21 protein-coding genes are annotated in these 26,404 nt (G+C 61.2%); 20 read left to right on the forward strand and 1 reads right to left on the reverse strand.

All coding sequences use genetic code 11. The features are described 5' to 3' along the window. Positions 1 to 273: 273 nt before the first annotated feature. The 13 genes from OKW30_RS12515 (at position 274) to OKW30_RS12575 (ending at position 15,671) form a co-directional block, all read left to right on the forward strand. Positions 274 to 3,075: a monovalent cation/H+ antiporter subunit A gene (locus OKW30_RS12515; RefSeq protein ID WP_429346832.1), complete on the forward strand. Its 2,802-nt coding sequence runs from the start codon at positions 274 to 276 to the stop codon at positions 3,073 to 3,075. After that, entirely contained in the window at positions 3,075 to 3,407 is a 333-nt protein-coding gene (locus OKW30_RS12520) for a Na+/H+ antiporter subunit C (protein ID WP_090803875.1), read from the forward strand. Before OKW30_RS12515 ends, OKW30_RS12520 begins: the two co-directional genes overlap by 1 nt. After that, positions 3,404 to 5,185, forward strand: a complete 1,782-nt coding sequence (locus tag OKW30_RS12525) for a monovalent cation/H+ antiporter subunit D (protein ID WP_429346833.1) — start codon at positions 3,404 to 3,406, stop codon at positions 5,183 to 5,185. The genes OKW30_RS12520 and OKW30_RS12525 overlap by 4 nt, the downstream gene beginning before the upstream one ends. A 2-nt stretch (positions 5,186 to 5,187) precedes the next feature. After that, on the forward strand, positions 5,188 to 5,682 hold the full coding sequence (locus OKW30_RS12530) for a Na+/H+ antiporter subunit E (RefSeq protein WP_184070160.1): 495 nt from the start codon (positions 5,188 to 5,190) through the stop codon (positions 5,680 to 5,682). After that, positions 5,676 to 5,951 carry a K+/H+ antiporter subunit F gene (locus OKW30_RS12535; protein WP_184070162.1) on the forward strand — a complete coding sequence of 92 codons (276 nt, stop codon included), beginning with the start codon at positions 5,676 to 5,678 and terminating at the stop codon, positions 5,949 to 5,951. The genes OKW30_RS12530 and OKW30_RS12535 overlap by 7 nt, the downstream gene beginning before the upstream one ends. A gap of 8 nt (positions 5,952 to 5,959) precedes the next feature. Then, positions 5,960 to 6,352 (forward strand): Na+/H+ antiporter subunit G, encoded by a 393-nt coding sequence (locus tag OKW30_RS12540; protein ID WP_090803870.1) that lies wholly within the window; start codon positions 5,960 to 5,962, stop codon positions 6,350 to 6,352. Between the two features lie 418 nt (positions 6,353 to 6,770). After that, positions 6,771 to 7,607, forward strand: a complete 837-nt coding sequence (locus OKW30_RS12545; protein ID WP_184070164.1) for an RNase A-like domain-containing protein — start codon at positions 6,771 to 6,773, stop codon at positions 7,605 to 7,607. Next, positions 7,604 to 7,909 (forward strand): contact-dependent growth inhibition system immunity protein, encoded by a 306-nt coding sequence (locus tag OKW30_RS12550; protein WP_311540107.1) that lies wholly within the window; start codon positions 7,604 to 7,606, stop codon positions 7,907 to 7,909. Before OKW30_RS12545 ends, OKW30_RS12550 begins: the two co-directional genes overlap by 4 nt. A gap of 714 nt (positions 7,910 to 8,623) precedes the next feature. Then, positions 8,624 to 9,859, forward strand: a complete 1,236-nt coding sequence (locus OKW30_RS12555; protein ID WP_429346834.1) for a tyrosine-type recombinase/integrase — start codon at positions 8,624 to 8,626, stop codon at positions 9,857 to 9,859. A gap of 298 nt (positions 9,860 to 10,157) precedes the next feature. After that, complete coding sequence (locus OKW30_RS12560; protein ID WP_429346835.1) at positions 10,158 to 10,850, forward strand: hypothetical protein; 693 nt, start codon at positions 10,158 to 10,160, stop codon at positions 10,848 to 10,850. Between the two features lie 163 nt (positions 10,851 to 11,013). Beyond that, positions 11,014 to 11,232 (forward strand): helix-turn-helix transcriptional regulator, encoded by a 219-nt coding sequence (locus OKW30_RS12565; protein WP_429346836.1) that lies wholly within the window; start codon positions 11,014 to 11,016, stop codon positions 11,230 to 11,232. Beyond that, on the forward strand, positions 11,226 to 13,508 hold the full coding sequence (locus tag OKW30_RS12570; protein WP_429346837.1) for a DUF3631 domain-containing protein: 2,283 nt from the start codon (positions 11,226 to 11,228) through the stop codon (positions 13,506 to 13,508). Before OKW30_RS12565 ends, OKW30_RS12570 begins: the two co-directional genes overlap by 7 nt. A gap of 453 nt (positions 13,509 to 13,961) precedes the next feature. After that, positions 13,962 to 15,671 (forward strand): hypothetical protein, encoded by a 1,710-nt coding sequence (locus OKW30_RS12575; RefSeq protein ID WP_429346838.1) that lies wholly within the window; start codon positions 13,962 to 13,964, stop codon positions 15,669 to 15,671. A 1,926-nt stretch (positions 15,672 to 17,597) separates the two neighbouring features. On the opposite strand, the gene OKW30_RS12580 is transcribed toward OKW30_RS12575, so the two are convergent. Then, positions 17,598 to 18,554: a hypothetical protein gene (locus tag OKW30_RS12580; RefSeq protein ID WP_429346839.1), complete on the reverse strand. Its 957-nt coding sequence runs from the start codon at positions 18,552 to 18,554 to the stop codon at positions 17,598 to 17,600. 83 nt (positions 18,555 to 18,637) lie between these two features. Here OKW30_RS12580 and OKW30_RS12585 point away from each other — a divergent pair, with 83 nt between their 5' ends. From OKW30_RS12585 to OKW30_RS12615, 7 genes are all read left to right on the forward strand, one after another. Continuing rightward, complete coding sequence (locus OKW30_RS12585; protein WP_429346840.1) at positions 18,638 to 19,318, forward strand: vWA domain-containing protein; 681 nt, start codon at positions 18,638 to 18,640, stop codon at positions 19,316 to 19,318. Beyond that, complete coding sequence (locus OKW30_RS12590) at positions 19,303 to 20,097, forward strand: PP2C family serine/threonine-protein phosphatase (protein WP_429346841.1); 795 nt, start codon at positions 19,303 to 19,305, stop codon at positions 20,095 to 20,097. Before OKW30_RS12585 ends, OKW30_RS12590 begins: the two co-directional genes overlap by 16 nt. Further along, positions 20,078 to 22,015 carry a helix-hairpin-helix domain-containing protein gene (locus tag OKW30_RS12595; RefSeq protein WP_429346842.1) on the forward strand — a complete coding sequence of 646 codons (1,938 nt, stop codon included), beginning with the start codon at positions 20,078 to 20,080 and terminating at the stop codon, positions 22,013 to 22,015. Before OKW30_RS12590 ends, OKW30_RS12595 begins: the two co-directional genes overlap by 20 nt. A gap of 586 nt (positions 22,016 to 22,601) precedes the next feature. Continuing rightward, positions 22,602 to 23,189: a transposase gene (locus OKW30_RS12600; protein WP_429346843.1), complete on the forward strand. Its 588-nt coding sequence runs from the start codon at positions 22,602 to 22,604 to the stop codon at positions 23,187 to 23,189. Further along, a complete protein-coding gene (gene tnpB, locus OKW30_RS12605; protein WP_090812713.1) occupies positions 23,165 to 23,521 on the forward strand; it encodes an IS66 family insertion sequence element accessory protein TnpB in 357 nt (118 codons plus the stop codon). Before OKW30_RS12600 ends, tnpB begins: the two co-directional genes overlap by 25 nt. A 30-nt stretch (positions 23,522 to 23,551) precedes the next feature. Beyond that, on the forward strand, positions 23,552 to 25,132 hold the full coding sequence (gene tnpC, locus OKW30_RS12610) for an IS66 family transposase (protein WP_429346844.1): 1,581 nt from the start codon (positions 23,552 to 23,554) through the stop codon (positions 25,130 to 25,132). 416 nt (positions 25,133 to 25,548) lie between these two features. Continuing rightward, complete coding sequence (locus OKW30_RS12615) at positions 25,549 to 25,905, forward strand: hypothetical protein (RefSeq protein WP_429346845.1); 357 nt, start codon at positions 25,549 to 25,551, stop codon at positions 25,903 to 25,905. The last annotated feature ends 499 nt before the right edge of the window (positions 25,906 to 26,404 follow it).

The following is a 26,404-nucleotide window of genomic DNA, read 5'->3' on the forward strand; positions in this document are numbered from 1 at the left end:
AGTTTGCCGATTATGGTGCATCAGCGCGCCGCATGTCACGCGACGGGTGTTAAATCGAACGCGCGTCCGCATCAATGGGCATGATTGGGCATCAGTCGGGCTCGCCGCCCGCTTCGCGGTGCGTATATTTATGCTTGATGTATCGATGTGAACCTGCCGGGCTGTTTGCGGCTATGATTGTGCCCCGTGGGCAGCCGCCCGGCTGGTGGCACGCCGGCCCAGTCCCACCGGCCAGCCACACCGTCTAACACTCGAACTCCCGGAGGGCATCGAATGGTACTGGGGTGGCTCGTCCTACTTCCGTTCATGGCCGCGGCGCTCATTGCGCTCACGAGGCCGCGCGCCGCCGCGCTCTGCACCTGGATCGCGTTCGCGACGGCGCTGTTCGGCTGCGCGCTGCTGCTGAGCGAGCGCGTGGGCATGGGCGACCACGACGTGCTGCAATGGCGCCATGAGTGGATGCCCGACATCGGCCTCGCGCTGTCGCTGCGCCTCGATGGCCTGTCGTTCATGTTCGCGTTGCTCGTACTCGCGATCGGCCTGCTCGTCTTCATCTACGCACGCTACTACCTCGCCGGCAGCGATTCGTTGCCGCGTCTGTACCTGCTGCTGCTGCTCTTCATGGGCGCGATGCTCGGCATCGTGCTGTCGAGCAACCTGCTGCTGCTCGTCATCTTCTGGGAACTGACGAGCCTCGTCTCGTTCCTGCTGATCGGCTTCTGGCCATCGCGGCCCGACGCGAGGCGCGGCGCACGCATGGCGCTCACCATCACCGGCGCGGGCGGTCTCGCGCTGCTTGCGGCCGTGCTGTTGCTCGGCCACGTATGCGGCAGCTACGAGCTGAACGACGTGCTCGCCCAGCACGACAAGGTGCAGCACGATCCGCTCTACCCGGCCATTCTGCTGCTCACGCTGTTCGCGGCGTTCACGAAGTCGGCGCAGTTTCCTTTCCACTTCTGGCTACCGCACGCGATGTCGGCGCCCACACCCGTGTCGGCCTATCTGCATTCGGCGACGATGGTGAAGGCCGGCGTGTTCCTGCTCGCGCGTCTCTATCCGGTCCTCGAAGGTACCCACCTCTGGGCTTACACGGCGACAGTGGCCGGGCTCGTCACGCTGGTGGGCGGCGCGGGGATGGCGTTGTTGCAGCGCGATCTGAAGGGCCTGCTCGCCTATTCGACCATCAGCCATCTCGGCCTGATCGTGCTGCTGTTCGGCCTCGACACGCAGCTCTCGACTGTCGCCGCGCTCTTTCACACGGTCAACCACGCGGTGTTCAAGGCGTCGCTCTTCATGGCCGCGGGCATCGTCGATCACGAAACCGGCACGCGCGATCTGGGCCGTCTGCGCGGCCTGCGCAGGTACATGCCGCATACGGCCGTGCTCGCGAGCGTCGCGTCGCTGTCGATGGCCGGCGTGCCGCTGCTCAACGGCTTTCTCTCGAAGGAAATGTTCTTCGGCGAAACACTCGCGCAAAGCATGTTCGGGCCGCTGAACCTCGCCGTGCCGGTCATCGCGATCGTGGCGGCGGCGCTCTCCGTGGCGTACTCGCTACGTTTCGTCTGGGGCGTGTTTTTCGACGGCGAGACGCCGCGCGATCTGCCGCACTATCCGCCGCACGAGGCGCCGCGCTTCATGCGGCTGCCGGTCGAGATTCTCGTGGCGCTGTGCCTGCTGATCGGCCTGTTCCCGCAGCAAAGCATCGGCAGGCTGCTCGAGTCGGCCGCGTGGGTCACGCTCGGCGGCAAGCTGCCCGACTACAGCCTGAGCCTGTGGCACGGCGTCAATACGCCGCTCGTGATGAGCGCGGTGTCGTTCGCGGCGGGTGCGGCGCTCTTTTTCCTGCGCCGCAATGCGTTCCCCCACCATCGCACGGCGCTCACCGAGTTGAACGCGAGCGAAATCTTCGACCGCTTCGTGCAGCGTCTCGAACAGAGCGCCGGCGTGATCGTGCGCTTGTTCGAGACGCGCTCGCTGCCGGCCTACCTCGCATGGATGATCGCGGCGATGCTGATCGTGCCGGGCGTGCCGCTCGTCGCGCTCGACACCTGGAGCGGCAGCCACACCCGCCTGCCGCCCGATCCGTTCACGCTAAGCGGCCTCGTGCTGATGGCGTTGCTCGCCGTCGGCGTGGTGTGCGTGCGTGCGCGCACCCTTTACGCGCTCGTGATGCTGAGCACCTGCGGCCTGCTCGTGTCGCTCGCCTTCGTGCGCTTCTCCGCGCCCGATCTCGCGCTCACGCAGATCTCCGTCGAACTGGTCACGATCCTGCTGCTCGTGCTGGCCGTCTATTTCCTGCCCGCGCTGCAACGCGCCGTCGAGCCGCTCCCCGTCCGGCTGCGCAACGGCGTGCTCGCGCTCGCGGGCGGCGCGCTGCTCGGCGCCGTGTCGTACAGGATCATGACGAGCGCGCCGGTGCCAGGCATCGCTCCGTACTTCCTCGCCAATGCGCTGCCCGGCAGCGGCGGCCACAACGTCGTGAACGTGATCCTCGTGGATTTCCGCGGCTTCGATACGATGGTCGAAATCAGCGTGCTCGTGGTCGCGGGGCTCGCCGTCAAGGCGCTGCTGCGCGGGCTGCGCCTGAAGTCGCCCGATGCGGGGCCGGATGGCCGGCCATGGTCGTCGCAATCGCATCCGCTGATGCTCGCGATCCTCGCGCGGCTGATGCTGCCGCTCACCGTGCTCGTCGCCGTGTTCGTGTTCCTGCGCGGCCACAACCTGCCGGGCGGCGGCTTCATCGCGTCGCTGATCCTCTCGATCGCGTTGTTGCTGCAGTACGTCGCGAGCGGGGTGCTGTGGACCGAGTCGCGCATCCACCTCAACTACCGCGCGCTTGCGGGCTTCGGCATTCTGATCGCCGCGGCCACGGGGCTCGGCAGTCTCGCGTTCGGCCAGCCGTTTTTGACCAGTGCGTTCGGGCACCTGCACGTGCCGCTGATCGGCGAGATCGAACTGTCCACGGCGATGCTGTTCGATCTCGGCGTAACGGGCGCGGTGGTCGGCACGACGCTCACGATCGTCTCGCACCTCGGCGTACGCGACAAGGACATGCAGTCCGTGGAGAAAAGCTGATGGAAGCCGCCTTTGCCATCGCGATCGGCGTGCTTTGCGCGTGCGGCATCTACCTGCTGCTGTGCGCACGCGTGTTGCCGGTGATTCTCGGCATCACGCTGTTCTCGTATGCGATCAACCTGTTCCTGCTCGGCATGGGCCGGCTTGCGATCGGCAAGCCAGCGGTCATCGCGGCGGGGGCGCAATACGTCGATCCGGTTCCGCAAGCGCTCGTGCTGACCGCCATCGTGATCGGCTTCGCAATGACGGCCTTCACCGTGGTGCTCGCGCTGCGCTCGTTTTCGATCACGGGCAACGATCACGTCAATGACGAGGAGACGCCCGTCGAATGAACCACGTTCTCCTGCTCCCGATCCTGATTCCGCTCTTTTCCGCGGGCGTCATCGTCGTGCTGCCGCCGCGCGCGAAACGCCTGCAACGCGCGCTGAACGCGCTCGCCATCATCGCGCTGCTGCCCGTCGCGTGCCTGCTGATGGCGCGCGCCGCGCAAGGCGAGATCGCCAGCTACGCGCTCGGCGCATGGCCCGCGCCGTTCGGCATCGTGCTGGAACTCGACCGGCTCGGCGCGCTGATGCTGGTGCTCACCGCCGTGCTGGCGGTCTGCTGCCTGCTCGGCACCTCGAGCGAGGACGCGAGGCGCGGCCGCTATTTCCGTGCGCTGTTCCAGTTCGAGCTGATGGGCCTGAACGGCGCCTTCCTCGCGGGCGATCTCTTCAACCTGTTCGTGTTCTTCGAACTGCTGCTGATCGCCTCGTACGCGCTGCTGCTGCATGGTGGCGGCGCGCGACGGGTGCGCAACGGGCTGCACTATCTGTTGATGAACCTCGTCGGTTCGTCGTTCTTTCTGGTCGCGATCGGCGTGCTCTACGGCGTCACGGGCACGCTCAACATGGCCGACATGGGCGAACGTCTGGCGCGTCTCGGGCCGGAGTCGCTGCCGCTCGCGCAGTTCGCGGGCGCGACGCTGATGCTCGTGTTCGGCCTCAAGGCCGCCGTGTTTCCGATGTCGTTCTGGTTGCCGCAGGCCTACCGCAGCGCCATCGGCCCGGTGGCCGCGCTGTTCGCGATCATGACCAAGGTCGGCATCTATGCGATGCTGCGCTGCGACGCGCTCGTGTTCGGCGCGGCGGGCGGCGTGCTCGATGCGTTCATGCATCAGTGGGCGTGGTGGCTCGCGATCGCGACGATCGTGTTCGGCGCGCTGGGCGCGTTGGCGGTGTCGAGTCTCAAGACCACGACGGGCTATCTCGTGCTGGTTTCGGTGGGTCTGCTGATCGCGGCGATCGCACTACAGACGCCGCTTGCATGGAGCGCGCTGCTCTACTACCTGATCAGCACGACGCTCTGCACTGGCGCGCTGTTCCTGCTCGCCGACACGCTCGAACCCGAGCAAGCCCCGACCCCGCACGCCGCCCATGCCGCCGTTTCCGCCGATGCCAATTCGATCGAGCCCGGCTCGCTCGAAGCGCTCGACGACGCGGCCGCGGCGGCCATCTCGCCCGACCCGGACGGCGAAGCGGTGGCGACGCTGGCGCGGGTGCAGCCGCTGCAGGTCGAGACGGCCGGCGCGCTCGCCGTGCTGGTCGGGGAACCGGCTCACACCGAAGCCGAAGCTACGGTCGAAGCGGTCCCGCGCGCGCATGCACCGTGGCCGTCGAACCTCGCCGCGCTGCTCTATCTGATCGCCGCGGTGGGCGCCGCGGGCCTGCCGCCGCTGTCCGGGTTCCTCGGCAAGGCGATGGTGCTGGCCGCCACGCCGCTCGGCGCGGCAGTCGTGCTGTGGCCGGCCGTACTGCTGTCGAGCCTGCTCTCGATCGTCGCGCTGAGCCGCACGGGCACGCGCCTGATGTGGGCCGCGCCGGCCGCGCGCGCCGCCGCCGGCAAAGAGGAGCGCGCACCGCGTGACAGTAATGCGAAGCTCGCCGCCTGCGCGATCCTGCTCGGCTGCGTCGTGGCCATCACGCTCGGCGCGGGCGCGGTGCGGCACTATCTCACCGATACGGCGACACAGCTATTCGATCGCGCCGCCTACGTACACGCGATCCTGCCCGCGGCGCGCTCCTCGCCATCAGCGGCGGCCGCGACCACGGCCGACGCACAGGGGAACTGACGATGTTGAAAAGGCTCTTCCCCCACCCGTGGCTCGCGGTCTTCCTGATCATCTGCTGGGTGCTGCTGATGAACGACGTCTCGCCGGGCAATCTGCTGCTCGGCGCCGCGCTCGGCTACGCGATCTCCTTTCGCGTCGCCGAAGGCTTGTGGCTGCGACCGGTGCGCTTCGGCCGACCGTGGCTGCTCGTGCTCCTCGCCTGGCATGTGTTGGTCGATATCATCGTGGCCAACGTCGAGGTCGCGCTGCTCGTGCTCGGCCCGACGCAGCGGATGCGCCCGGCGTTCATCGACGTGCCGCTCGACAGCACCCACGAGATCGCGCTCACGGTGCTTATCAGCGTGGTCTCGCTGAGCCCGGGCACGCTGTGCGCCGAACTCAGCGACGACCGCACGCGCCTCTCCGTGCACGTGCTCGATCTCGGCGACGAAGCGGCACTCATCGCGCTCATCAAGTCCCGTTATGAAGCCCCATTGATGGAGATCTTCGCATGCTAACCATCGTGATTCCGATCTCGCTCGCGATCCTCGGCATTGCGTTCCTGCTCACGCTGTGGCGCCTCGTGCGCGGGCCGTCGCTGCCCGATCGCATCGTCGCGCTCGACACGCTCAACATCAATGCGATCGCGTTGATCGTCGTGTACGGCATCAGCTTGCGCTCGACGGTGCTCTTCGAGGTTGCGCTTCTGATTGCCGTGATGGGTTTCGTGGGTACCGTCGCGCTCACCAAGTACCTGCAGCGCGGCGACATCATCGAACTCAACTAGCGTGGGGTATGCCGATGGAAACTTTTGTCGAAGCGATCGTTTGTTTGCTGCTGCTGGCCGGCAGTCTGTTCACGCTGGTCGGGGCGGTCGGGCTCGCTCGGCTGCCCGACTTCTTCATGCGGCTGCACGGTCCGACCAAGTCGACCACGCTCGGTGTGGGCGGCATCGTGCTCGCGTCGGTGGTGTATTTCAGCGCGCATAACAACTTCGCGAGCCTGCATGAGCTGCTGATTCCGGCGTTTCTGTTTCTCACCGCGCCGATTAGCGCACATATGCTGGCGAAGGCTGGGATTCAGCAGGGAGTGACGCTGTCAGAGGCGACGCGGGGGCGGCCGCCTGTTACGGGCGCTTGCGCGGAACGGGGGAATACGGGGGAGTTGCGGGAGGGGGATGAGGGGTGAGGCTTGTCGAAGCTTCGCGCCTCTCGGGACGATCCCGCGTGCACAAAATTCTCGTTGACCGGACTTTGTGTTCTGTCCCGGCGGATCTATGCGCGAGACCTCGCAGCGCGCGCTCGCGCATTCCGCGGCAAACAACGTTGAGACGGCCACTCACCGAACGGACCTGCTGGAACAACGACGCGCGACGACGGGGGCATGGCCAAACCCTATGTCCACGCTGCGCTATACGAGCGCTGCCTTGCTGAACGGAACCGTTCTTATCCAGACTGTCCATACGCGCTACGGCGCGCATTCCGGCGCGCACAAATGTTGACATTTCGTTGATCGAAGCGAAAGCCTAAAATCATCCATCGCCCATTCCATACCCCTGTGGACGCCTGCTAGCGTAGCAGCCCCAACAGCTACAGAGGACACCGGAATGTCGTATCAACAGAATTCGGACGGCGTGCGCGTGGTGCTCAGTGCGCCGCAACTAGCGGCAGTGCTCTCCCGTCAGTCGATCAGCCCTACCGAGATGCGTTCCAACCGGCTATGGGGCGGCTTGCAGGTTGTCGGCGGGGTGCTGGAAATGGTCGGGGCGGCAGCGCTATGTGTGCTGCCGGAACCGACGATGGCGAGCAAGGCCGGATGTGTTGTGTTCGGCGTACATGGCTCAGATACGGCGTCGGCAGGTTTGCGTCAAATCTGGACGGGCCGGGATACGGTCACGCTGACCCAGCAAGGTACGGCGAAGCTGGCCGAGGCGATGAACGCCGGTCCTGACATGGCGAACAACATCGGCCTGTCAGTCGATATGATCGTGCCGTTCGGGTTCGCTGGCTCGATCAAGGCTGCACGCGTGGCCAGCGTTACGATGGGCCGGATCGATCTGCAAATGCATGAAGCAAAAGCGCTCAATCCGAGGCTGGGAGGGCACACACTCGAAAAGCACGTGGGGCGGACCGAAGCGCAATTGCGCGAAAGACTGAGACTTGAACCGCATCGAAAAAGAGTGTCGTCATTCACGAACCTGGAGCGGGCGGAATGGGCAATATCAGAAGTAATGCGCGCCCATACGACACAAATCAGGAAATGGGCGGAGTGCTCAGGTAGTGGCGGCCCCCTTACACTGACGCAGCGTGTGGCGAGTGATGTCGGCTATGGAATTGCACGACAGACAGGAAAAATGACGCGGATGAATGAGGTTGTCGTTGTACTGAAATATCAAACCTACAATGGAATGCCGTACTACATTTTTACCGCATATGTTGGATGAAGGCGAAAATTATGCTGTCAGAGCGTTACCCGAAACTTTATCAGTTGTTTGGCGCATACCTTAATCAGGATTCTGATTTATGGGGAGAAACGATTCCGGAAATTGTTTCGTGCTACAGGAGGGACTGCCCACGGGAAAGCCATCTCGAAATGATCCACGAAATAGATTCGTTCATAAACGAGCACCCGGATGATCTGGATTCAGCGTTTGAAACGGATTACGGGCAAGATTTCGATCCGGAGTTGTGGGGCTATACGACCACTTCGTTTCTCGAGGAATTGAAGCGTCTTCTGAGCGATTAATCCACTCGTCGCCGCGCGAGGTTGGTTCGATATCACCCGGGGCATCCACTCGACAATGTTTGCATTTCACCCCGAGGTGTTCGCCTCGAAGTACCGACACCCTGTCTCATTTATCGTCGAGTATCCCCGAGGCAGCGATTAGATATATGAGACCAAATTCCCGCAACATTGTTGGAGCAGACGACCCAATGTGGATTCTCGCGCGCGCGACGGAGATGGCGCAGCTTTGGCGGGGGCGACGCATGCCATAGAGCTTGTCGGGTATTTTCTTCTCTTGCCATGCCGACCGAACTGCCAGAAAGACTTAGGCCCAGGCCTTAATGAGCCCCGCCCCGAGCGGGGCTTTTCATTTGTTCCCCGGTTAGTCTCTTTGTCGAGCCGCGCTCCGGGGAAAACCCGACCTATGTTGTTCGTAGACAACGCACCCAACCGGCCGCCAACAGGCAGGGAATTACACCGCTCGATGTCGTGTGGGTAGCGGTGTTGGTAGAAAAGAAAAACGGGCCGAAAGGCCCGTATTCATTGGATGTCCTGGCGGAGAGAGGGTCCGCCAGAACGCATCCTGCGACCACTCGTCATTCATCGTAATCCGTCGCACTTTTCTTTGTTTTTCAACGCATTACCGCCAAGACCCCACAATAATCAATCGGTCCCCGTTGCAATTCATCGGCCCCAATCGTAAACTTTATGGTGGGTAGATTGGGGGGTAGATGAATGCCGAAGATTGCACGGGAGCTGGGCGCACTGGCGGTGTCACGCCTGACAGAACCCGGCTTACACATGGTCGGCGGGGTTGCAGGACTTGCGTTACAGGTGACGCCAGGTGGCGCACGCTCATGGATCCTGCGCGTGATGGTCGGCGCCAGGCGGCGCGAGATCGGCCTCGGCGCGTATCCGGCCGTGTCGCTTAAGACTGCGCGCGAACAGGCCAGCGCCAAACGCGACCAGATCGCCGCTGGCGTGGATCCGGTGCTGGCACGCAAGGAGAAAATCAGCCAGCTACGGGCGAATCAGGCACGCGAAATCACCTTTGAAGACGCCGCGAAGCGATTCATTGAGGCGAAGTCCGCTGAATGGAGCAACCCGAAGCATGCGAACCAGTGGCGCAACACGCTTGCAGAATATGCCTATCCCTTGATCGGCAGGCTTCAGGTCGCGCATGTCGGCCGCGAGCATGTGCTTGCCGTGCTCGAACCCATCTGGATGACCAAGACCGAAACCGCGTCACGGCTGCGCGGCCGGATCGAGAACGTGCTCGACTGGGCACGTGTGAAGGGTTACTGCGCCGGCGAGAACCCCGCAACGTGGCGCGGCAATCTGGACAAGCTGCTGGCCGCGCCGAACAAGACCAGGCGCGTTCGCAACCATCCGGCGATGGCCATCGACGAAATGGGTGCATTCATGGTGTCGCTGCGCGACACACTGACGACGGCCGCGCGCTGTCTGGAGTTTGCCATCCTGACTGCCGCCCGCTCGGGCGAGGCCCGCGGAGCAACCTGGGTCGAAATTGACCTCGACAAGGCAGTCTGGCGCATTCCGGCCGAACGTATGAAAGCGAAGAAGGAGCATCGCGTGCCGCTGTCAGATGCGGCCGTCGCGCTGCTCACGGCGTTGCCGCGACCGGATGATGACAGCGCTCTTGTCTTCCCCAGTCCGACCGGCAAGACGCTGTCCGACATGACCCTGCTGGCGATTCTTCGCCGCGCCGGACTGCAAGCCACGCCGCACGGCTTCCGTTCCACGTTCCGTGACTGGGCGGGCGAGCACACGAACTATCCCCGCGAGCTGGCCGAGGTGGCACTCGCGCACGTGAAAGGCGACGCTTCCGAAGCGGCTTACTGGCGTGGTGATGTGCTGGAGCGTCGGCGGCGGATGATGACCGATTGGGCCGTTTTCATAACGACACCGCTTCCCAAAGGAGCCGTCATTTCGATGCAGCGAACGGCATAAGGGCCGTCGCACTGCAATGCCAAACAGAACCGGCGACACCATGCGAGGACACCAGGTGGCGCATGAATACAGTCCAAACATCGCCAACGAGCAAGGACCATCAACGCATGTCCGAAAATAAGTCTGTCGGTGCAAATATCAAGCATGACCTGAGTCACGACCGGGTGCCAGCCGCGGACGTTGACGGAATTCCGGGCGTTTCAGCCGGTGAGCCACACTCAGTTCCGGGTTGGGTGGACGTCGCGCATGTGGATCGGCCGACGGATCCGGAGTACTCGCTGGCTGGTGGGCGGAAGCGATGAGCGCGGAATACTGGTTTGACCAGGAGCAGAAAACCACGCCCGCGCAGGCAGCCCTTGTCCTGTGCAGGATTAATCCCAGGGACTTCAAAGTCGCAGAACAATATCGAGCGGAAGAGGTCGTGGAGACGAGCCTTGAGGAACTCGCGATTCGGGACACGGCAACTGGCAAGGTTACCCAGCGGAAGACCGTGCCCGAGGCATATCGAGAACTACGCTTTGCATTCGAGACTTTGCAACAGGCTGAGCCCGGGGCAAGCCGCACGATGAATCAGTGGCTTGAGATAGCCCAACGACGGGGACTTGTGTATCACTCGTGGGTCGAAGAATGGCGAAGGGCTGTCGCACAGATAGCGCGGGAGTCGACCGGCGGCCATGATGCCCGTGCGGCCGTCCCCGGGGATGCTTCGCTACGTCGGGACAAAGCACGTACCGCTAGACTCGGGATTGGCCGACCGAACAGCCGTGAGGCCATCGCCGCGCATGTCGAACAGCGGTCGCGCGAGATGTACAACGCCGATAAGTCGCTCACCAAACGAAAAATCGCGACGACCATTGCAGCAGAATTGCAAGGCAACGGCTACAGGGGCGAGCGTGGTCAGTACCTGAGTCCCTCTGGCATTGAGAGGCTGCTGCCCACCGGCCTTACCGGTGGTCGGGCGAGGAACGGGAGAAAGTCAGGGGAAAAATGAATCGGCGTGCCGATTCAATGCTGCGCCGATTCACTACGCCGATTCAACCGCGGCGCCGAAACCCTTGGCAGCAACGGCTGTCGCCGTAGCGCGCCGATTGCTTGATAGGCGTATGCGCCGATTCTGAAATCCGTCTTGTTTCAACAACAAGCGAGGTTTCAAGATGAAACGCAACGTAAGCCTTAAAGACTTCGACGAGCTGCCGAACGCGGCCGCCGTCGATGTTCGCACGGTTGCGGCGCTGTGCGCCTGCAACGTCGCGACGGTGTGGGAGCGCTCGAAGCGCGGCGCACTCCCCGCACCGCGCAAGATCGGTGGTTCGACCCGATGGAATGTGGGCGAGCTGCGCGCTGTGCTGCTTGGTGGAGGCGCAGCGTGCTGAATTCTTCTTTGCCCCTCCCCCTCACTGATGAAGCTGCGCCGATGAGCGCATCCCGCGCTGTCGCCTCGACGCCGGCAAGGCCCGCTGCGCTGCCGGTCAAGTTCGGGCATATCCCCGCCGCCCTGAAGGCCGAACCGCGCTGGTGCGTCTGGAAATATTCGTTGAACGAGCAGCGCCGCAAGTGGGGAAAAACGCCGGTCGACGCAAACACGCTGCGCTTCGCGAAGTCCAATGATCCTGCGACCTGGAGCGATTACGACACGGCGGTCAAGGCGCTCGGCCGTGACCCGTCGCTCGCCGGCCTGGGCTTTTTCCTCGGCGACGGCTGGACGGGTATCGACATTGACGATTGTCATGATCTCCTCAATGGTTTCAATGACATTGCAACGGACGTCCTGGCGTGCGCGCCCGGTTACGCGGAGATCAGCCCCAGCGCGACCGGTGTGAAAATCATCCTGCGCGCCCCGATTCCGCGCAGCAAGCAGAAGCAGCACGGCGACACGGGCCTGGAGATTTACGACCACGGCCGTTTCTTCACGATCACCGGCCACGCCGTGCCGGGCCGCGACAACTCGATTCCGCCCGTCTCGAACATTGACGCGCTTTACGCGCGTTACTTCGACGGCACCGGCCAGACCACCCCGAGCCATGCGATTGCTCACGGCGACGCGCTGGTCGGCGCGGTACCGCGCCTGAAAGACATCACGATCGCACGCCTGCGCGATGACCTGCGCTGGCTCGATCCGGAGATGCCCGAGCCCGAATGGTTCAGGGTGATCTGCGCGATCAACCATCAGTTCTGCGATACGGACCTGGAAGACGACGCGAAAGAAGTCGCACTCAAGTGGACGGATCAGGGCAGCAAGGCGGACCCGGATGGCTTCGAGGATCGCTGGGAGCGCGCGCGCCCGAATCCGGGTGTGGTACCCGTCACCTACGCAACCATCGTGAAGATGGTGAACGAGCTCAAGGCGGCTGAATCGCTGGATGAAGCCGTCGCCCGACTCGCAGATCTCTCCGCCCTGGAGTTCGACCGGATCGCCAGAGACGAGGCCAAGCGCCTCGGCGTGAAGGTGTCGAATCTGGAGAAGGCGGTGAAGGAGGCTCGCGCCGAAGGCGCGAATGCTGATGGCGGTGACCTGTTTGAGCCGGTCGAGCCGTGGCATGAAACTGTGAATGGCGAGGCGATGCTCAACGAACTGGTCACGACGGTGCAGCGTTTCATCGTGTGCCAGCTGGAAACTGCGCAGGCCGTGGCGCTGTGGATCACGATGAGCTGGCTGATGCACGTCGTCGGAATTGCGCCGCTCGCGGTCATTACGGCGCCCGAGAAGCGCTGCGGCAAGACGCAGCTTCTTGATCTGATGAGCCGCCTTGTCTTCCGGCCGCTCGCGAGCAGCAATATCTCGCCGGCCGCCCTGTACCGCGCCATCGATGCATGGAGTCCTACGCTCCTGCTGGATGAAACGGACGCGGCACTGAAGGGAAACGAGGACCTGCGCGGGCTGCTGAATTCCGGGCATACGCGCCCGAGTGCCTTTGCTCTCCGCACCGTCGGCGACGATCATCAGCCGAAGCGCTTCAGCACATGGGGGGCGAAAGCGTTGGCCGGCATCGGGCACCTAGCCCCCACTCTCATGGACCGCGCCATCCTGCTCGAACTCCGGCGCAAGCTGCCCCACGAGCGCGTTGAAAAGCTTCGCCATAACGAGGAAGAGCCGTTCAAGCGTTTGCGCAGCCAGCTCGCTCGCTGGACCAGCGACAACGCGGAAGCCGTGCGCCTCGCCCGGCCCACGCCACCGGAATCGCTTCACGACCGCGCCGCCGACAACTGGGAGCCCCTGATGCAGATTGCAGCAGTCGCCGGCGGCGCGTGGCCGGCGATCGCGCACAATGCAGCGCTCGTGCTGTCCGACAGCGACGACGCCACACCCAGTGCCGGTGTCGAACTGCTCACCGACATTCGCGCGGCGTTTGACCGGAAGCTCGTAGCCACCCTCCCGCTGGCCGACCTCCTGGATGAGTTGCTGGCCGACGACGAAGCCCCCTGGAGCACCTGGAACCGTGGCCGTCCGATGAATGCGCGCCAGCTCGGCAAGAAACTGCGCGAATTTGCTATCGCCAGCCGTTCCGTCCGGTTCGGCAACCGGGTGAAAAAGAGCCTTTCACTGGACCAGTTCGCGGAGGCGTTTCAGCGCTATCTGACGGACGTGCCGTCTGATGGTGAAGAGGACCCGGCTGCGTCTGTGGTACCGACTCCCAGCTTTCTGGATTAAACGGTAGGCCGGACCTTCACACGTCCGGCTATAGACCGCACAAACCATGATGGGGATTCCGGGCTTTCTCTCCCGTTTGCAGCGCTCCCCGGTCTTTTCCGATTCTCATCAATGTGCTCCTTTTCCGTCGGTTACGGGTTACAACCTCTACCCCGTATGGCTTGGCGCGTAACTGAAGGCTTGTTTCAACAATCGCCCGATTACACCGGGAGCCTTGTCCCGCGTGGTTTGTAACCGGTAACCGGCGAAAAGGGAGGTTTTGACGGAAAGGAACGCCCCGAGCTGATATGCGGACAGTCGCACGTACTTGACGGCTCGGGTTTGGCAGACTCTAACCCCATCGCGGCTTCGATGATTGCGCCGGCGCGCCATACCGCCAGTGTTCACTCGCGAGCACAGGTCCCGAAGCTGTGCGCCATTCCCCCGACTTCCCCCCGTTTTGCGAGGTAAGGCATGTCGAACGACGCGCATCCGCCGCTTCTTCCGGGCCACGCCAAAGGCTCACGCCTGGGCCTGAGCATCAGTCGATTCGATGAACGGCATCGCCGTCAGCGTCTTCGACTGCCGACGCAGGCATCTTGCTGGGACTACGCGTCGCTGCTTGACGTGATTTATAAGGAGCCCGGATTTGACACATATCGGTTTACAGGAAAAACGGCTGATCAATGGATCGCGGATTTACGTCACCGTTCTGTCCCGGACCAAAGCCGTTTCCTGCGGTGGTACGAGTCGATCGTCACTCGCTATCTGGGAGAGCTTGAGCGACGCCCCCGAGTGCCGGATAACCACTATTGCGTTGAGCTGGCCGTACCACCTCTGGAGTCGTCCTTGCCCCGCTTGATTTGTGATTCAGGTCTGAAGCGAGCCAGCGTCAGGCAGTGGCTTGCGACTTTGAAATCATTGACCACCAAGGGGCTTAAGCTTGAAGAACTGCTGGAGTCAGGCGTTCTCGAACGCTTGCGGGCAACTGCCGCCGCGGCAACAGTGACACAGGCGAAGATTCTGACAATGATCGACCTTTCCCATGTGGCGCCGAAACTCGTGTGCGAATCACGTTTTGGCTTCGTGATGAAGTCCGGTTGGAAGGAGAAGTGCCAGCGCATTCCCGAGGCAGAGTTCAAACGTCGGGGTCTGTTGGGCACAGGATACGGTGCGCAGTATCTCATTCGATACCAACATCGTTCCTTAGGTTGGGCCGTAGTGCACGCTCGCTATAGCGATCTACTAACGGAGCGTGGCGACTGGTGGGGCGTGCTGGATGAGCGCGGACGTTTCATCCAGCAGTCTGTGCCCGGATTTGACAGCGCCGACAATGCCATGGACTTCGCTGAATATCGAATGAGCCAGCGGTTCGCTCCATGGAGCAAGGATCAGCTGCTGTCAAAGTGGGAGCGCTATTCCTTGCCCGGTGGCGATGGCTACCGCGAGATTCTCCTTCAGCTCGATGACTGGCCTGGCAACTATACGCCGCGGCACTACCGCACCCGCAACGTGCTCGTCCACATCCGTACCAGTCTTCGTCGGACGCAGGATGGTCGTCAGGTGCTGTTCCTTGACGAGATACAAAGTGACTGGCACGCTGATTTGCACGCAAAGGCCCGAACGGACCCTCATCAACCACGCGAAACAGCGGTGCCACACGCCCCTTTCCGTACCGAGTGGCCGCTATTGTCGATGAAGGTGATGATCTGGTGGGCGCAGCGCCTGGGAGTCGAAGGGCTGGCCTGGAGTAGCGCAGAGTTGCAGTCGGCCCGCTGGCGTGATTGTCGGCTACCCGAGTTGCTTTATCAAAAGCTTCTGCCCGGCGCCGCCCGATCGCTGGCGGCAACGCTTCGGCTCTCGCTGGATCAGGCCCGACTGTCAGTCAGAGCAAATTGCCGTCGGGTCGTACTGGGCAGGCGCGGTTGGCAGGTCTGCAATCGTGAGGGTGTGTCTCTTACGAAACCATTCCGGATCCGGGCCCAGGCCGAGCGGTTTGCTGATCTGACCGGGGAGTTCGTTGCGGTTAACATGCCGGTACTTTGGATAAAGGAGCTGGCGCCGATATGTTCAATGCCTCTTTACGGGATAGCAAGCCCTGATGCGTGGCTGCGTCCGAAAACCGGCTCATCGGGGAGCGACAATAGTGCTCATGGCAAACACCGCACATCTGTTACAGCTTGATCGTCAGCTCTCAAAACCGGTGGAATACCTCGCACGCAACTTGAGCCGCGGGTTCGGCGCGAATAATTGACGTTTCAAACTCGTAGCGGAAAACTACGCTTAGTTTTTTAGATTGACCCGCTGGCAAGGCGGTGTGGCGCTTTAACGCAAAAACGGCGCCGTGCGAGAGAGACAGCAGCTATCGCAATTTCGTGCACGGTTGCACATAAATCCTGTCTCCCTGCGTTAAGTCATATCGGTCGCGCGGTTTACTCTCGATCCAGCAAAGGTTGCCGCGGATATAGATTTCGGTCGCCGGAAAGTCTTCCTCCGTAACCTGGCCATCCTTGAGATATGCAATGCGAATGGATGTTCCGGCAGATATGAGTCCGGGGACGCGTGCTGGTGTCTTCGAGCTTGCTGCGAATAGTAAAAAATCGTGCACATTCTCAAGTTGTGCTACGCCAGCGGTTCTAACAACTTGTGCGGGCTCATCAGCATTCGCCGAGAGAGAAAGAAGCAAATTGAGCAGTAAGCAGCCCGCGAGTCGTTTAATCATTGCCGAACCTCGATTGTTTGTGCTTTTCGGATTGGGTTATGATGAAAATGCGGCTCTAAACATCAGAATGACATCCGCCAACGCAAAAAGGACTGCGCCGATCATCGAAACTGCAGATGGACGGTGCGCACGTTTTCCAATCGACGCGCATGCTTTCCATTAAAAATCGATGATACGCAGCTGGTGACTTTATTCAGTGTGCTTTTCGCCACATATCGCAGAACAACGGTTTGATCCTCGAAAACCCTGCAACTCCTGCCCTTGTCACTGGAGCACGACCATATCGGCCCAGCATGCCTCACACAGCGACGGACTATCGGTCGAATCAAACGCGACAACGCTTAACCCACCGGCGGCTTATAACAGTTCAAACGGCCGGCCTTCGCAATTGACGGTAGACAAGGCGAGAACTTGCATCGCCGCCGTGTGCTTTCGCCAATCGTTTCGGGATGCAGTTTAGTTGCGTTTTTTCCAGCCCCCCACAGTACTTCCGTACCACAGGTTACTGGTTACAACACTGATCCAGCAAGGTTTCGCATGTAACCGACGCGGCTTCGCGAGAGTCGCTCGATTACACCAAAACCCTTGTCCAGCTTGGCTTGTAACCGATGGCCCACGATAAAGGGAGTTGATTGGACACTACCGTAAAACGCGTCCAAGTTTTTGCTGCTATTGCGAGTGTGTGGGCGGCGCACGTATCAGCAATTTCCCGTAGCTGCGGTCAACTAAATACCTCTCTTACGCTACTGTCGCGGTTGATACCGCGGGCCTCAACGTGACTGATTGCCATTTCCCCCCAGAAAGGAGCGGTAGACGCCTGCTCCCTCGTCGCAAATGGCGATAGGTAAATTCCCTTGAGCGGTCGCACATTGTGCGGTATTTCCTGTCTCACCAGCGCGCAACTATCTGGCAGCGCCGCGCGCGCCGTTGCGCGCGATTTAAGTTCCAGTGCGTTGAGTGCAGCAGCCTGCCCGTCCGAGTGGGCGCAGGTATTGCAACTCAGTCGTGACGTGGGTCGACGTCACCAGTTGCTGGGAGATACTGTTCTGATTTCTTGGAGCTGAACCCGACCGTGCTGTGGTGAAATTCGCCCCACCGGCACACCCGTTTTCGCTTTTCAAAATGGGGCCCATCTTTCGCGTAGGTTCAGGCAGGAACAGAATGGCTGGAGGCTTTTTGAATTATCGGATACGTGGCTATCAGCGACGACATGCTGATAACGGCTGCAGAGTATGTCTCCAACGACAGCGAATCGCGAGCTCAGGGCTTAACCATCTTCCGGCGACGGTCGGCAATGGAATATGAGTCGCACTCTGTCTGCGCTTCTGTTCGCTAGCGCACGCGGCAACGCCTTCGCTGCTGGTTCTCTCCGGGATGGGTGAAGCCCCTTACTGCCTCGCGGACAGACTGGACAGTTGGTCCATGCGCGCCTTGGCGTGCTGCTCATTGCACAGATACCGTTCTTGGGAAATCGCACCGTAGGTCTGGCAGTCGGCGGTCGTGGCAGCGAAATGCTCTATTTCGCCTTGTACGACTTCAGGGTTCGCAGCAGTTCCACCGTGGGTCTTCAGGTAGCGCTGATAGGTCGTGCGCTCTATCGCCTGAAGGGAATTTCTCTGCACATCAAAGGAAGGATTCAGCTTTCGCAGTGAAGCTACAAGTCTGGCGCCGCTTTTCTCGGCATCGTCAGCATTCGCTGTGCAGTAGAGAACCTGCGACGGCCTGTTCGCCGCAAGGACGAATGCGACTAGACAAGTCATCGTCACAACGTTGGTCGACGTCTGATCTGGCCGGTATGTAGCTTGGCCCTTGATGGCAATGCCGTCCCTGACGGTCGTGGAATTCACCATCGAAACGTTTGTTAGCGAGAATCCCCAGCTTGTTGCCAGATCCGCGTTGATCATGTCGGCGACCTGCTGGGGTTGAAGGGCTGATTTGATCGCCGACTGCGCGTCCGCAAACCATTTTGCTGGTACGAACCGGTCTCGCTGGGTGACCGTCGCAATGCGCCAGAGAACGGGAGACTGACCGGGAACTACCTGATAGCAGGTGCCCACTTCATCTTCACCGCCGGTGGGCGTCCTACAGGAAGGCGTCGCGCCATCAGGCAACGGTGCTTCCAGTTGGAGGCGAACGTTCTGCCAGTTCAGTACGGTCTGCTTCCAGGAAACCGTCTCCTCCCGCGAAACTGCGGGCGTCGACTCAGGCAGCACATTGGCAGCCGTCTGCTGCACCTCTGCCGGGGGAGCGGAAGGCTTTTGGGGATGGATTGCTGATGACAGTGCAGCACCTAGTGCCACTGCGGATACGAGAGCAACATAAGCCGGTGTTTTGCTTGCCTGCATGGTTTTTCGGCTGCTATTATCGAACGGCAAAAATAACTATGCGCGATTCGGGCGAGTGTACACCGTAGCGTTGCGAGAAGACCATGACAGAGAACGAAAATCCGTTCGCCCGACAGTTGGCGTTCGGTTCTGACAGTTTTGCAGATAATCCAGAGCCGCGTTGTCCGTGCGTTTTATTGCTGGACAGATCGGGTTCGATGGCCGGTACGCCAATCGACGAACTCAATGCCGGTTTGGCGGTGTTCCGGCAGGAACTGCTTGCTGACGCACTTGCGGCCAAGCGTGTGGAGACAACGGTCATTTCTTTTGGACCGGTCACGATTGACACCGCTTTTCATACTGCGCACAACTTCGTCCCCCCGGTGCTCACCGCTGGGGGCGACACGCCAATAGGCGCAGCTATCAATCTTGCTATTGACGCGCTTGAGACCCGCAAAGCGGAATATCGCGCGAGTGGAATTTCATACTACCGCCCGTGGATTTTTCTCATCACGGATGGTGGGCCAACGGACGAATGGAGAGCAGCAGCGGCGCGCGTACGTGCCGGCGAAGATGCGAAAAAATTCGCATTTTTTGCAGTCGGCGTCAACAACGCAGACATGAGTACGCTGCGGCAGATTTCGGTCAGAGACCCACTCGGTCTGAAAGGCTTGAGCTTCCGCGAACTTTTCAGCTGGCTGTCCGGTTCGCTCGGTTCGGTATCCCAGTCCTCGCCGGGAACTGAGGTCGCGCTCAGGCAACCGACGGGATGGGCGGTGGTGTGAACTGGCGCTACGTCAGCGCCTCAGTAACAGGGACATCTCATTCAAGACAGGACCTTCCCTGTCAGGACAGCCGCTTGGTGGTCGAGGTGTCAGCTCAAGATGGCGCCAGTTACCTGATCGCAATTGCAGCAGATGGCGCCGGCAGTGCGAAGTTCGCGCAAACCGGTGCTGAGCTGACCTGCGATGCCGGCGTCCGCCACCTGAGTCATGTGTTGGCTCGCAGTACAAATGGCGTCGAGGCTATCGTACCAGTCACCGTTGTGGAGGCTGTCCGAGACGCGATCCGGGCTAAGGCAAACGAGCTCAACGGCTCAATGAGGGACTTTGCCTGCACAGTCGTCGCCGCGATTATCGGTGCCGAACAGACTCTTTACTTCCAGATAGGCGACGGCGCTATTGTGGCGCGGCAGGGAGACGAGCTCGAATGCGTGTTTTGGCCTGAGGGAGGTGAATATGCGAACACGACCTTCTTCGTCACGGACGCAGACGCTCCTCAGCGGATTCAGCACCGCGTCATGGAAACGTCGAACGACCTTGCTCTTTTAACGGACGGATTGCAGCGGCTAGCGCTCGTCTTTTCGACTCGCGCCGTTCACGCGCCTTTTTTCGAGCCGATGTTCACCGTGCTCCGCAATGCGCCCGACGACTCGGACGACCTGTCCTCGTCTCTCGCAGCGTTCATGGATTCGGAGGCCGTCAATTCGCGGACCGACGACGACAAGACGCTTATCCTGATTTCACGCCTTTCCGGAGCCGGCTGTGACCCAGTTACGGGATGAAGCCGGGACGGTCGTTGCCTTGGGCAGGCAGCTTGGACGTGGCGGTGAAGGCAACGTTTTTGAATGTGGCGGCCTGAACCGGAGAGAAGTCGCCAAGGTCTACCACTCAGCGCTCCCGCAGGACAAGCAGGATAAGCTGCGGGCAATGGTCCGCATCGGCAACTCATACCTGAAACAGATCTCTGCATGGCCGGTTAGCGTTCTGAGCCAGCCAGATGGCTCGGTGGCTGGTTTTCTGATGGAAAAGGTAGAAGGTCTTGAGCCTATTCATCATTTGTCCGGACCGGCCAGCCGCAAGCAGACTTTTCCCGCAGCCGACTACACCTTCCTCGTACATGCAGCGCGAAACGTTGCCGCAGCGTTTGAGGCAGTGCACGCACACGGCCATGTGATAGGCGATGTCAACGAAAACAACTTTCTCGTTGGACGCAACGGCATCGTCAAGCTGATTGACTGCGACTCCTTCCAGATTTTGGAAGGAGCTCGACGCTTCTCGTGCGATGTGGGTGTCAAACTGTTCACGCCGCCGGAGCTGCAGACCGTCACCTCTCTACGCGGGCTAGAGCGCACACGGAATCACGACAACTTCGGTCTGGCCGTCCTGATTTTTCAGCTCCTTCTTCTCGGCCGGCATCCCTTCTCGGGCGTTCCTCTCGGAGGGAATGACGTGCCTCTTGAAGAGTCGATCGCACGTTATCGGTTCGCCTATGGTCCCGACCGCAAGCAACGCCACGTTGACCTGCCACCAGACGCCATCAGCCTCGCTTTTTTCCCCCCAGAAATAGGCCGTGCTTTTGAGCGGGCGTTCACGGAGACGGGGACGAGCTCAGGGCGGCCGGCAGCAGCTGAGTGGACCGGCATGCTCGACCGCTTGCGCAGTTCGCTGCGCACGTGTCCACAAGCGCTCAACCACAAACACCCGCCGCACCTGACTCAGTGTCCGTGGTGTGAACGTGAGCGGGCCGGGCGGCCGGCATTTCTTCCTCAAGGCGGAACGGGAGCCCCCGGCGCTGCTGCCACCAGTGGCGACCTCGCCACGATATGGAGGCAGATACAGGCGCTTTCGATGCTGCCAGCTCTCCCGGTGTATGCCGCGCCCCAGCACAACGTGACTGGTCAGCCGCAGGCGACCCAGAAGCGCGCAAGAAGTAGGTATCGCATGATTGTGTCTGCGGTCGCTATTGCCGCATTCGCATTCACTGCGTACGAGCCTGAGCTCTGGTTCTTCTGGTTGGTTGTGGGCGGCGCAATCCTTGGGCTGATAACTCATCCTGTCGGCGGGAAGCTTGGCGTGATGCAAGGCGCGGTTAAGGCAGCCAAGAAGCTCTTTGAGGCAGAGCTGGAGGAGTACAACAAACTCACTCAGGATTCACGTATTACGGCCCTGTATCAACAGTTGTCTGCTGCGAAAGCGCGGATTGACGGGCTGCCAGCCGCATACCAGCGTGGACTGCAGGATCTGCATGTGAGAGTACGCGAGAGACAGATGGATGTATTCCTCGACCGCTTTCTCATCACTGACGCCGACGTTGATGGCATCGGTCCTGCACGGGTCAGTGCCCTGGCGTCCTTCAACATCGAGACCGCCCGCGATGTAAGCTACCATGCAGTCATGCGTGTGCCGGGCTTCGGAGATGCGCTGGCGGGGAGACTTGTCAGCTGGCGTCAACGTGTGGAGACGCGATTTGTGTTCGACCCGAGCCGCGGCGTTCCGCAGCAGGATGTGAGCGCATTGAATGCGAGCTTGGCAATGCAGCGAACTCAATCGGAAAAGGTCCTGCGCGACGGATTGGTACAGTTACAGCAGTTGCACGCTACTGCAATCGGAATTCGGGGGACGGCAAAGCTTCGTGTCGACACGGCATCGCGCACGCTGGCTCAAGCTGAGGCAGACCTAGTGGTCCTGAAAAGCGTATGAGAAAGCTGCTTTCGTTTTTCAGGGCTTTGACGCTCACCGGGGCGCTGCTCGGGTCAATACAGTGCGCGCTCGCTCAGACGCCATTGCAACCGCCAGAAACCTTCAGTTCGTTCCTCGCTGCTTTCCGAGGCAAGCCGGTCGCGACAGTGCCGGATGTCTCGTATAACCAGAGCCCAGCGTCTACTCCGCAAACGAGCGCGCCGGGCCAGGTCACTGCACAAGGTACACAAACCGGCGCCTATCAGCCGGGTGCTTGCCCGCCCGGAGTAGATAGGCTGGGTTGTCCGGGCCAGATGCCGCAGTACGGCGCGATGACTGCATCCAGTCCGGCATGTCCGCCTGGGTATCAGAGAGACCCCACCGGCTGCGTGATGCCAGCAATGCCATTTCATGCGCATCGCATCGGTGGCTTGGGTGGATGGGCGTGCGACATCGGATATGTTCGCGCTGGAGATAGCTGCTCTCCTGTCGTCGTGCCCGTCAATGCACATGCTGCAGAGAATCGTAAGCGATCCATTTTCGGCGTCTAGCCGCTGGGGACAGGAGCGAGGAGCATAGGTGTCCACCTATTCGGAGGTGGACACCTATGGCTGACAAAGATCCAGAGTTAAGAGTAGTTCGACGCAGCAGCGACGGTCGCCGTCGTTACGACGATAAAGGCAAGCGTGCGCTAGTTGAGGAAGCGCTGCGTTCTGGCGTGTCGGTTGCCCGCCTGGCGCAGGAGCACGGGATCAACGCCAACCTGCTACGCAAGTGGATCACGAAGTACCTGCTGGAGCGCGAGAAAGGCATATCGCCGGCATCGCAGGATGATGCTACCGGCGAACAGGAACGTCCGCATGCCCCGGAGGAAATCGTACTGGAGGGCGCGCTCGCGGTGATTGATGGCGCGCCCATTGACATCCCGGGTTCGCGCAAACGCTCCCCACCTGTCGCCTCGCCCACGGCATTCGTGCCTGTCGTTGCAGCACCACCAGCACTGCCAACCGCACCGCCGTCGCTGTCGCCGTCACCGTCACCATCGCCATCGCCATCGCCATCGCTGACGCTCGCACTGCATGTGCGACTGTCCAACGGCGTCGAGTTTGATCTCGGCGAGGCGAGCATCGACGAACTGACCGCCGTGGTCCAGATGCTGGGGAGGATGCCGTGTTCCGGTTCGACGAAGGCCTGAAGGTCTACCTGCATCGGGAACCAGTCGACTTCCGCTATGGCATGAACAGCCTGTCGATTCTCGTGGAGCAGGCCATGCATTTGAACCCGATGGATTCCTCGCTCTATGTGTTTACCAACCGGAGATGCGATCGCATCAAGATCCTGGGCTGGCAGGGCAACGGTTTCTGGCTCATGCTCAAGAGACTCGAGGCAAACGATCGCTTCGTGTGGCCTGACAGCGCGAACCGGGTCGCGACACTGAGCGTCGAGCAGTTGCACTGGCTTATCGAGGGCATCGACATTGCCGCAGTCCAGCGACATCCCAGTCGAAATTATGCACGCGTGAGCTGAACACGTCACCGGCGTGCCGGTCTAAGCGGTATGCCGATCAACGTGATCATCGACGCCGACGAACTCAAGGCACTGCTCGCGATGCGAGAGGCCTATGGTTCGCTTCAGCGCGATCATGAGGAGGTTCGCAGCGCACTGCGCCTCGTGACAGCTGAGCGCGATCTCGCCGAGGAACGACTGCGCGCTTACCGTCGCGAACTGTTTGGCGCGAAAAGCGAAGCGCGCGCCTCGGACCAGTTCGGCCTGTTCAACGAAGCCGAAGCGCTCGGCGCGAACGCCACTCCCGCGCAGGAAGATACCCCCGGAACCGAGGTCGCGGCCCACAAGCGCAAGAAGCGCGGCCACCGCAAGCCTCTCGATCCCAATCTGCCGCGTGATGTCGTGCGACACGAACTCCCTGAGGCAGAGCGCTTCTGCGATCACGACGGACACGCGCTCGTCGAGATCGGCGTCGAGATCAGTGAGCAGCTCAATGTCATTCCCGAGCAGTTGCGAGTCACCCAGCATCAGCGTATCAAGTACGCCTGCCTATGTTGCGATCTCGGCATCAAGGTTACGCCGGCACCGCCCCGTATCATCCCGCGGGGGCTGCTGAGTGAATCGGCGCTCGCGTGGATCGCCACCGGCAAGTACCAGTTCGGCATGCCGCTCTATCGCCAGGCCGGTCTGCTGCGTCGCTTCGGCGGCGACATCTCGTCGAACACGATTGCCGCGAGCATGGTCCGCGTCGGTCTTGCGACGCAACCCGTCATCAACCTGATGCGCGATGCGCTGCTCGATGCCGAACTGATCTACGGCGACGAGACGACGTTCCAGGTCCTGAAGGAGCAAGGGCGAAAGCCGCAAACGAAAAGCTATCTGTGGGCGCAGATGACCGGTTCGGGCATCCCCATCCGTTGCTTCACCTATACGCCAGGTCGTGGCGCCAGGCTGGCTGACAGGCTGTTTGCCGGTGTCCGTAAAGGTGCCGCCCTGATGACCGATGGATACGAACCCTACAACGGCATCGCTGAACAGTACCAGCTCGTGCACCTCGGATGCTGGACGCACGCAAGACGGTACTTTGTGAAGGCGGAAGACAATGTCCCCAAAGCAGCGCGCCCGCCCGATCTGCTCGCGACACGCTTCATCAGCCTGATCGGAAAACTGTTCGCGGCCGAAGCGCGAAGCCAGACGTGGACGGCTGGGCGACGACAGCGATTGCGACGACGATACAGCGCGTGCGTACTCGATGTTATCGAAAAGCTGATGCTTGAGCACTCGCCTGGCGTCGTCCCCAACAGTCTGCTCGGCAAGGCGCTGACCTATCTGCACGGGCAGTGGCCGAAGCTGATCCGTTACGTTGAAGACGGCAACTGGCCCATATCGAACAACCCTTGCGAAAATTCCATTCGCCCGTTCTGCCTGGGACGCCGCGGCTGGTTGTTTGCTGACACCGTCGATGGCGCAAACGCGAGCGCCAATCTCTACTCACTGGTCGAAACCTGCAAGGCGAACAGCATTGATCCGTATCGCTATCTCACCTGGCTGTTACAGCGTCTCCCGCTGGCACAGACCGTCGACGACTACGACGCGCTCTTGCCCTGGAAGATGCCCATCGATCTCCGCTGACTGAGCCCTGTACCACATCTCATGACAACCGCGCCCTTACTCTGAGGGGTGTCGTCAATGGATCGCGTACAGAGAATCCGTCTGGCTGGGCATGCAACTACGGATATCACTACACGGTTGACCGTTGCGCACCTGTCTTCATTCCCGACAACGCTCACCTTGCCGCAGACGGCAACCACTATGAATGCAATGTCGGCTATCGCGATATGGGCATGAGCTGCTCCCAGTAAGCCGAGGAATGGTCGCAAACCTCGTATTTAGAAATGGCTAAAAGACCGCTAAACACGTGCGGTGCATGCGGGCATACCTGGTATCCGAAAGGACGTTCGGTTTCTCTCCACAGCCCCGCCTGCCGGAGCACGAACACGAGGAGAGCTGGTGCCGGCATCGGCGCGATTGTCATCTTCGTGGTCGCCTTGGCTATTTTTGGTGGAAAAAACGTACCTCATTCCACACCCGATTCGCGGCCTGCTTCTACCGTCGATACCCCCGCCATCGACGCGACGCCGATGGCCAGTGAGCCTGCGCCCACGCTCAATGACGCGAATCTGTCGGGGGCGACAGTGCGCGCGACGAGCAGCGTTGACGTACAAAATGCGTCCGCGGCGCCCAGCCGGCCCGAATCGTCGGATGTCACCATTTCGAACGCGTCTACCGCCCTTCCTGCCCGCGGTGTCGACCAGTCACGTGAAGACAGCGCGTCGTCACCGCCAATCGCTGATGCGATGGCTGCGCGCGGGCTGCCGGATGTGCGTGACCGGGAGCACCATTGAGAACGTCGGGTTAGCCGCAGGTGAGGGAGCCGTCTTCGTGAACAGGCTTTCTCAGCGTGCCTGGGAGACACCGTGAACGACCGGCTCCAACGTCCGCTTTGAATCCGCCAGCCGGTTTCGGCCGCCCCCCGAGGGCGATAGGCGGATAGGCGGACAGGCGACCCCAAGCGAACATTAAGGACGGAGCTAAGTCATGGAGTGCGACTCCCTTCGTTAAGACATCCCTCTTCTCCGCGAATACTCGCGCAAACGCTGGTAACGGGTGTCTCGTAGAAGATCTGGCGCCGCTCTCTCGATCTCGTTCAAACACTGCTCCAATTCCCGAGGGACCCATTGTTGGTCGACAATAACTGTGTCCAGCAGATGCTGTGAATGGCGGTCGGAATCCGACATTGGATGGCGGCGTCGGACAGCCGGGCGACGCGATTGCTGTTCAGCCCGGCGACTCTGGGACGTTTCATGAGGCTCACATTCGGGTGCGTCGGAGGGAGCCCGTAGG

This window comes from Paraburkholderia sp. Clong3 (genome assembly GCF_050436485.1).
Lineage (GTDB): Bacteria > Pseudomonadota > Gammaproteobacteria > Burkholderiales > Burkholderiaceae > Paraburkholderia > Paraburkholderia tuberum.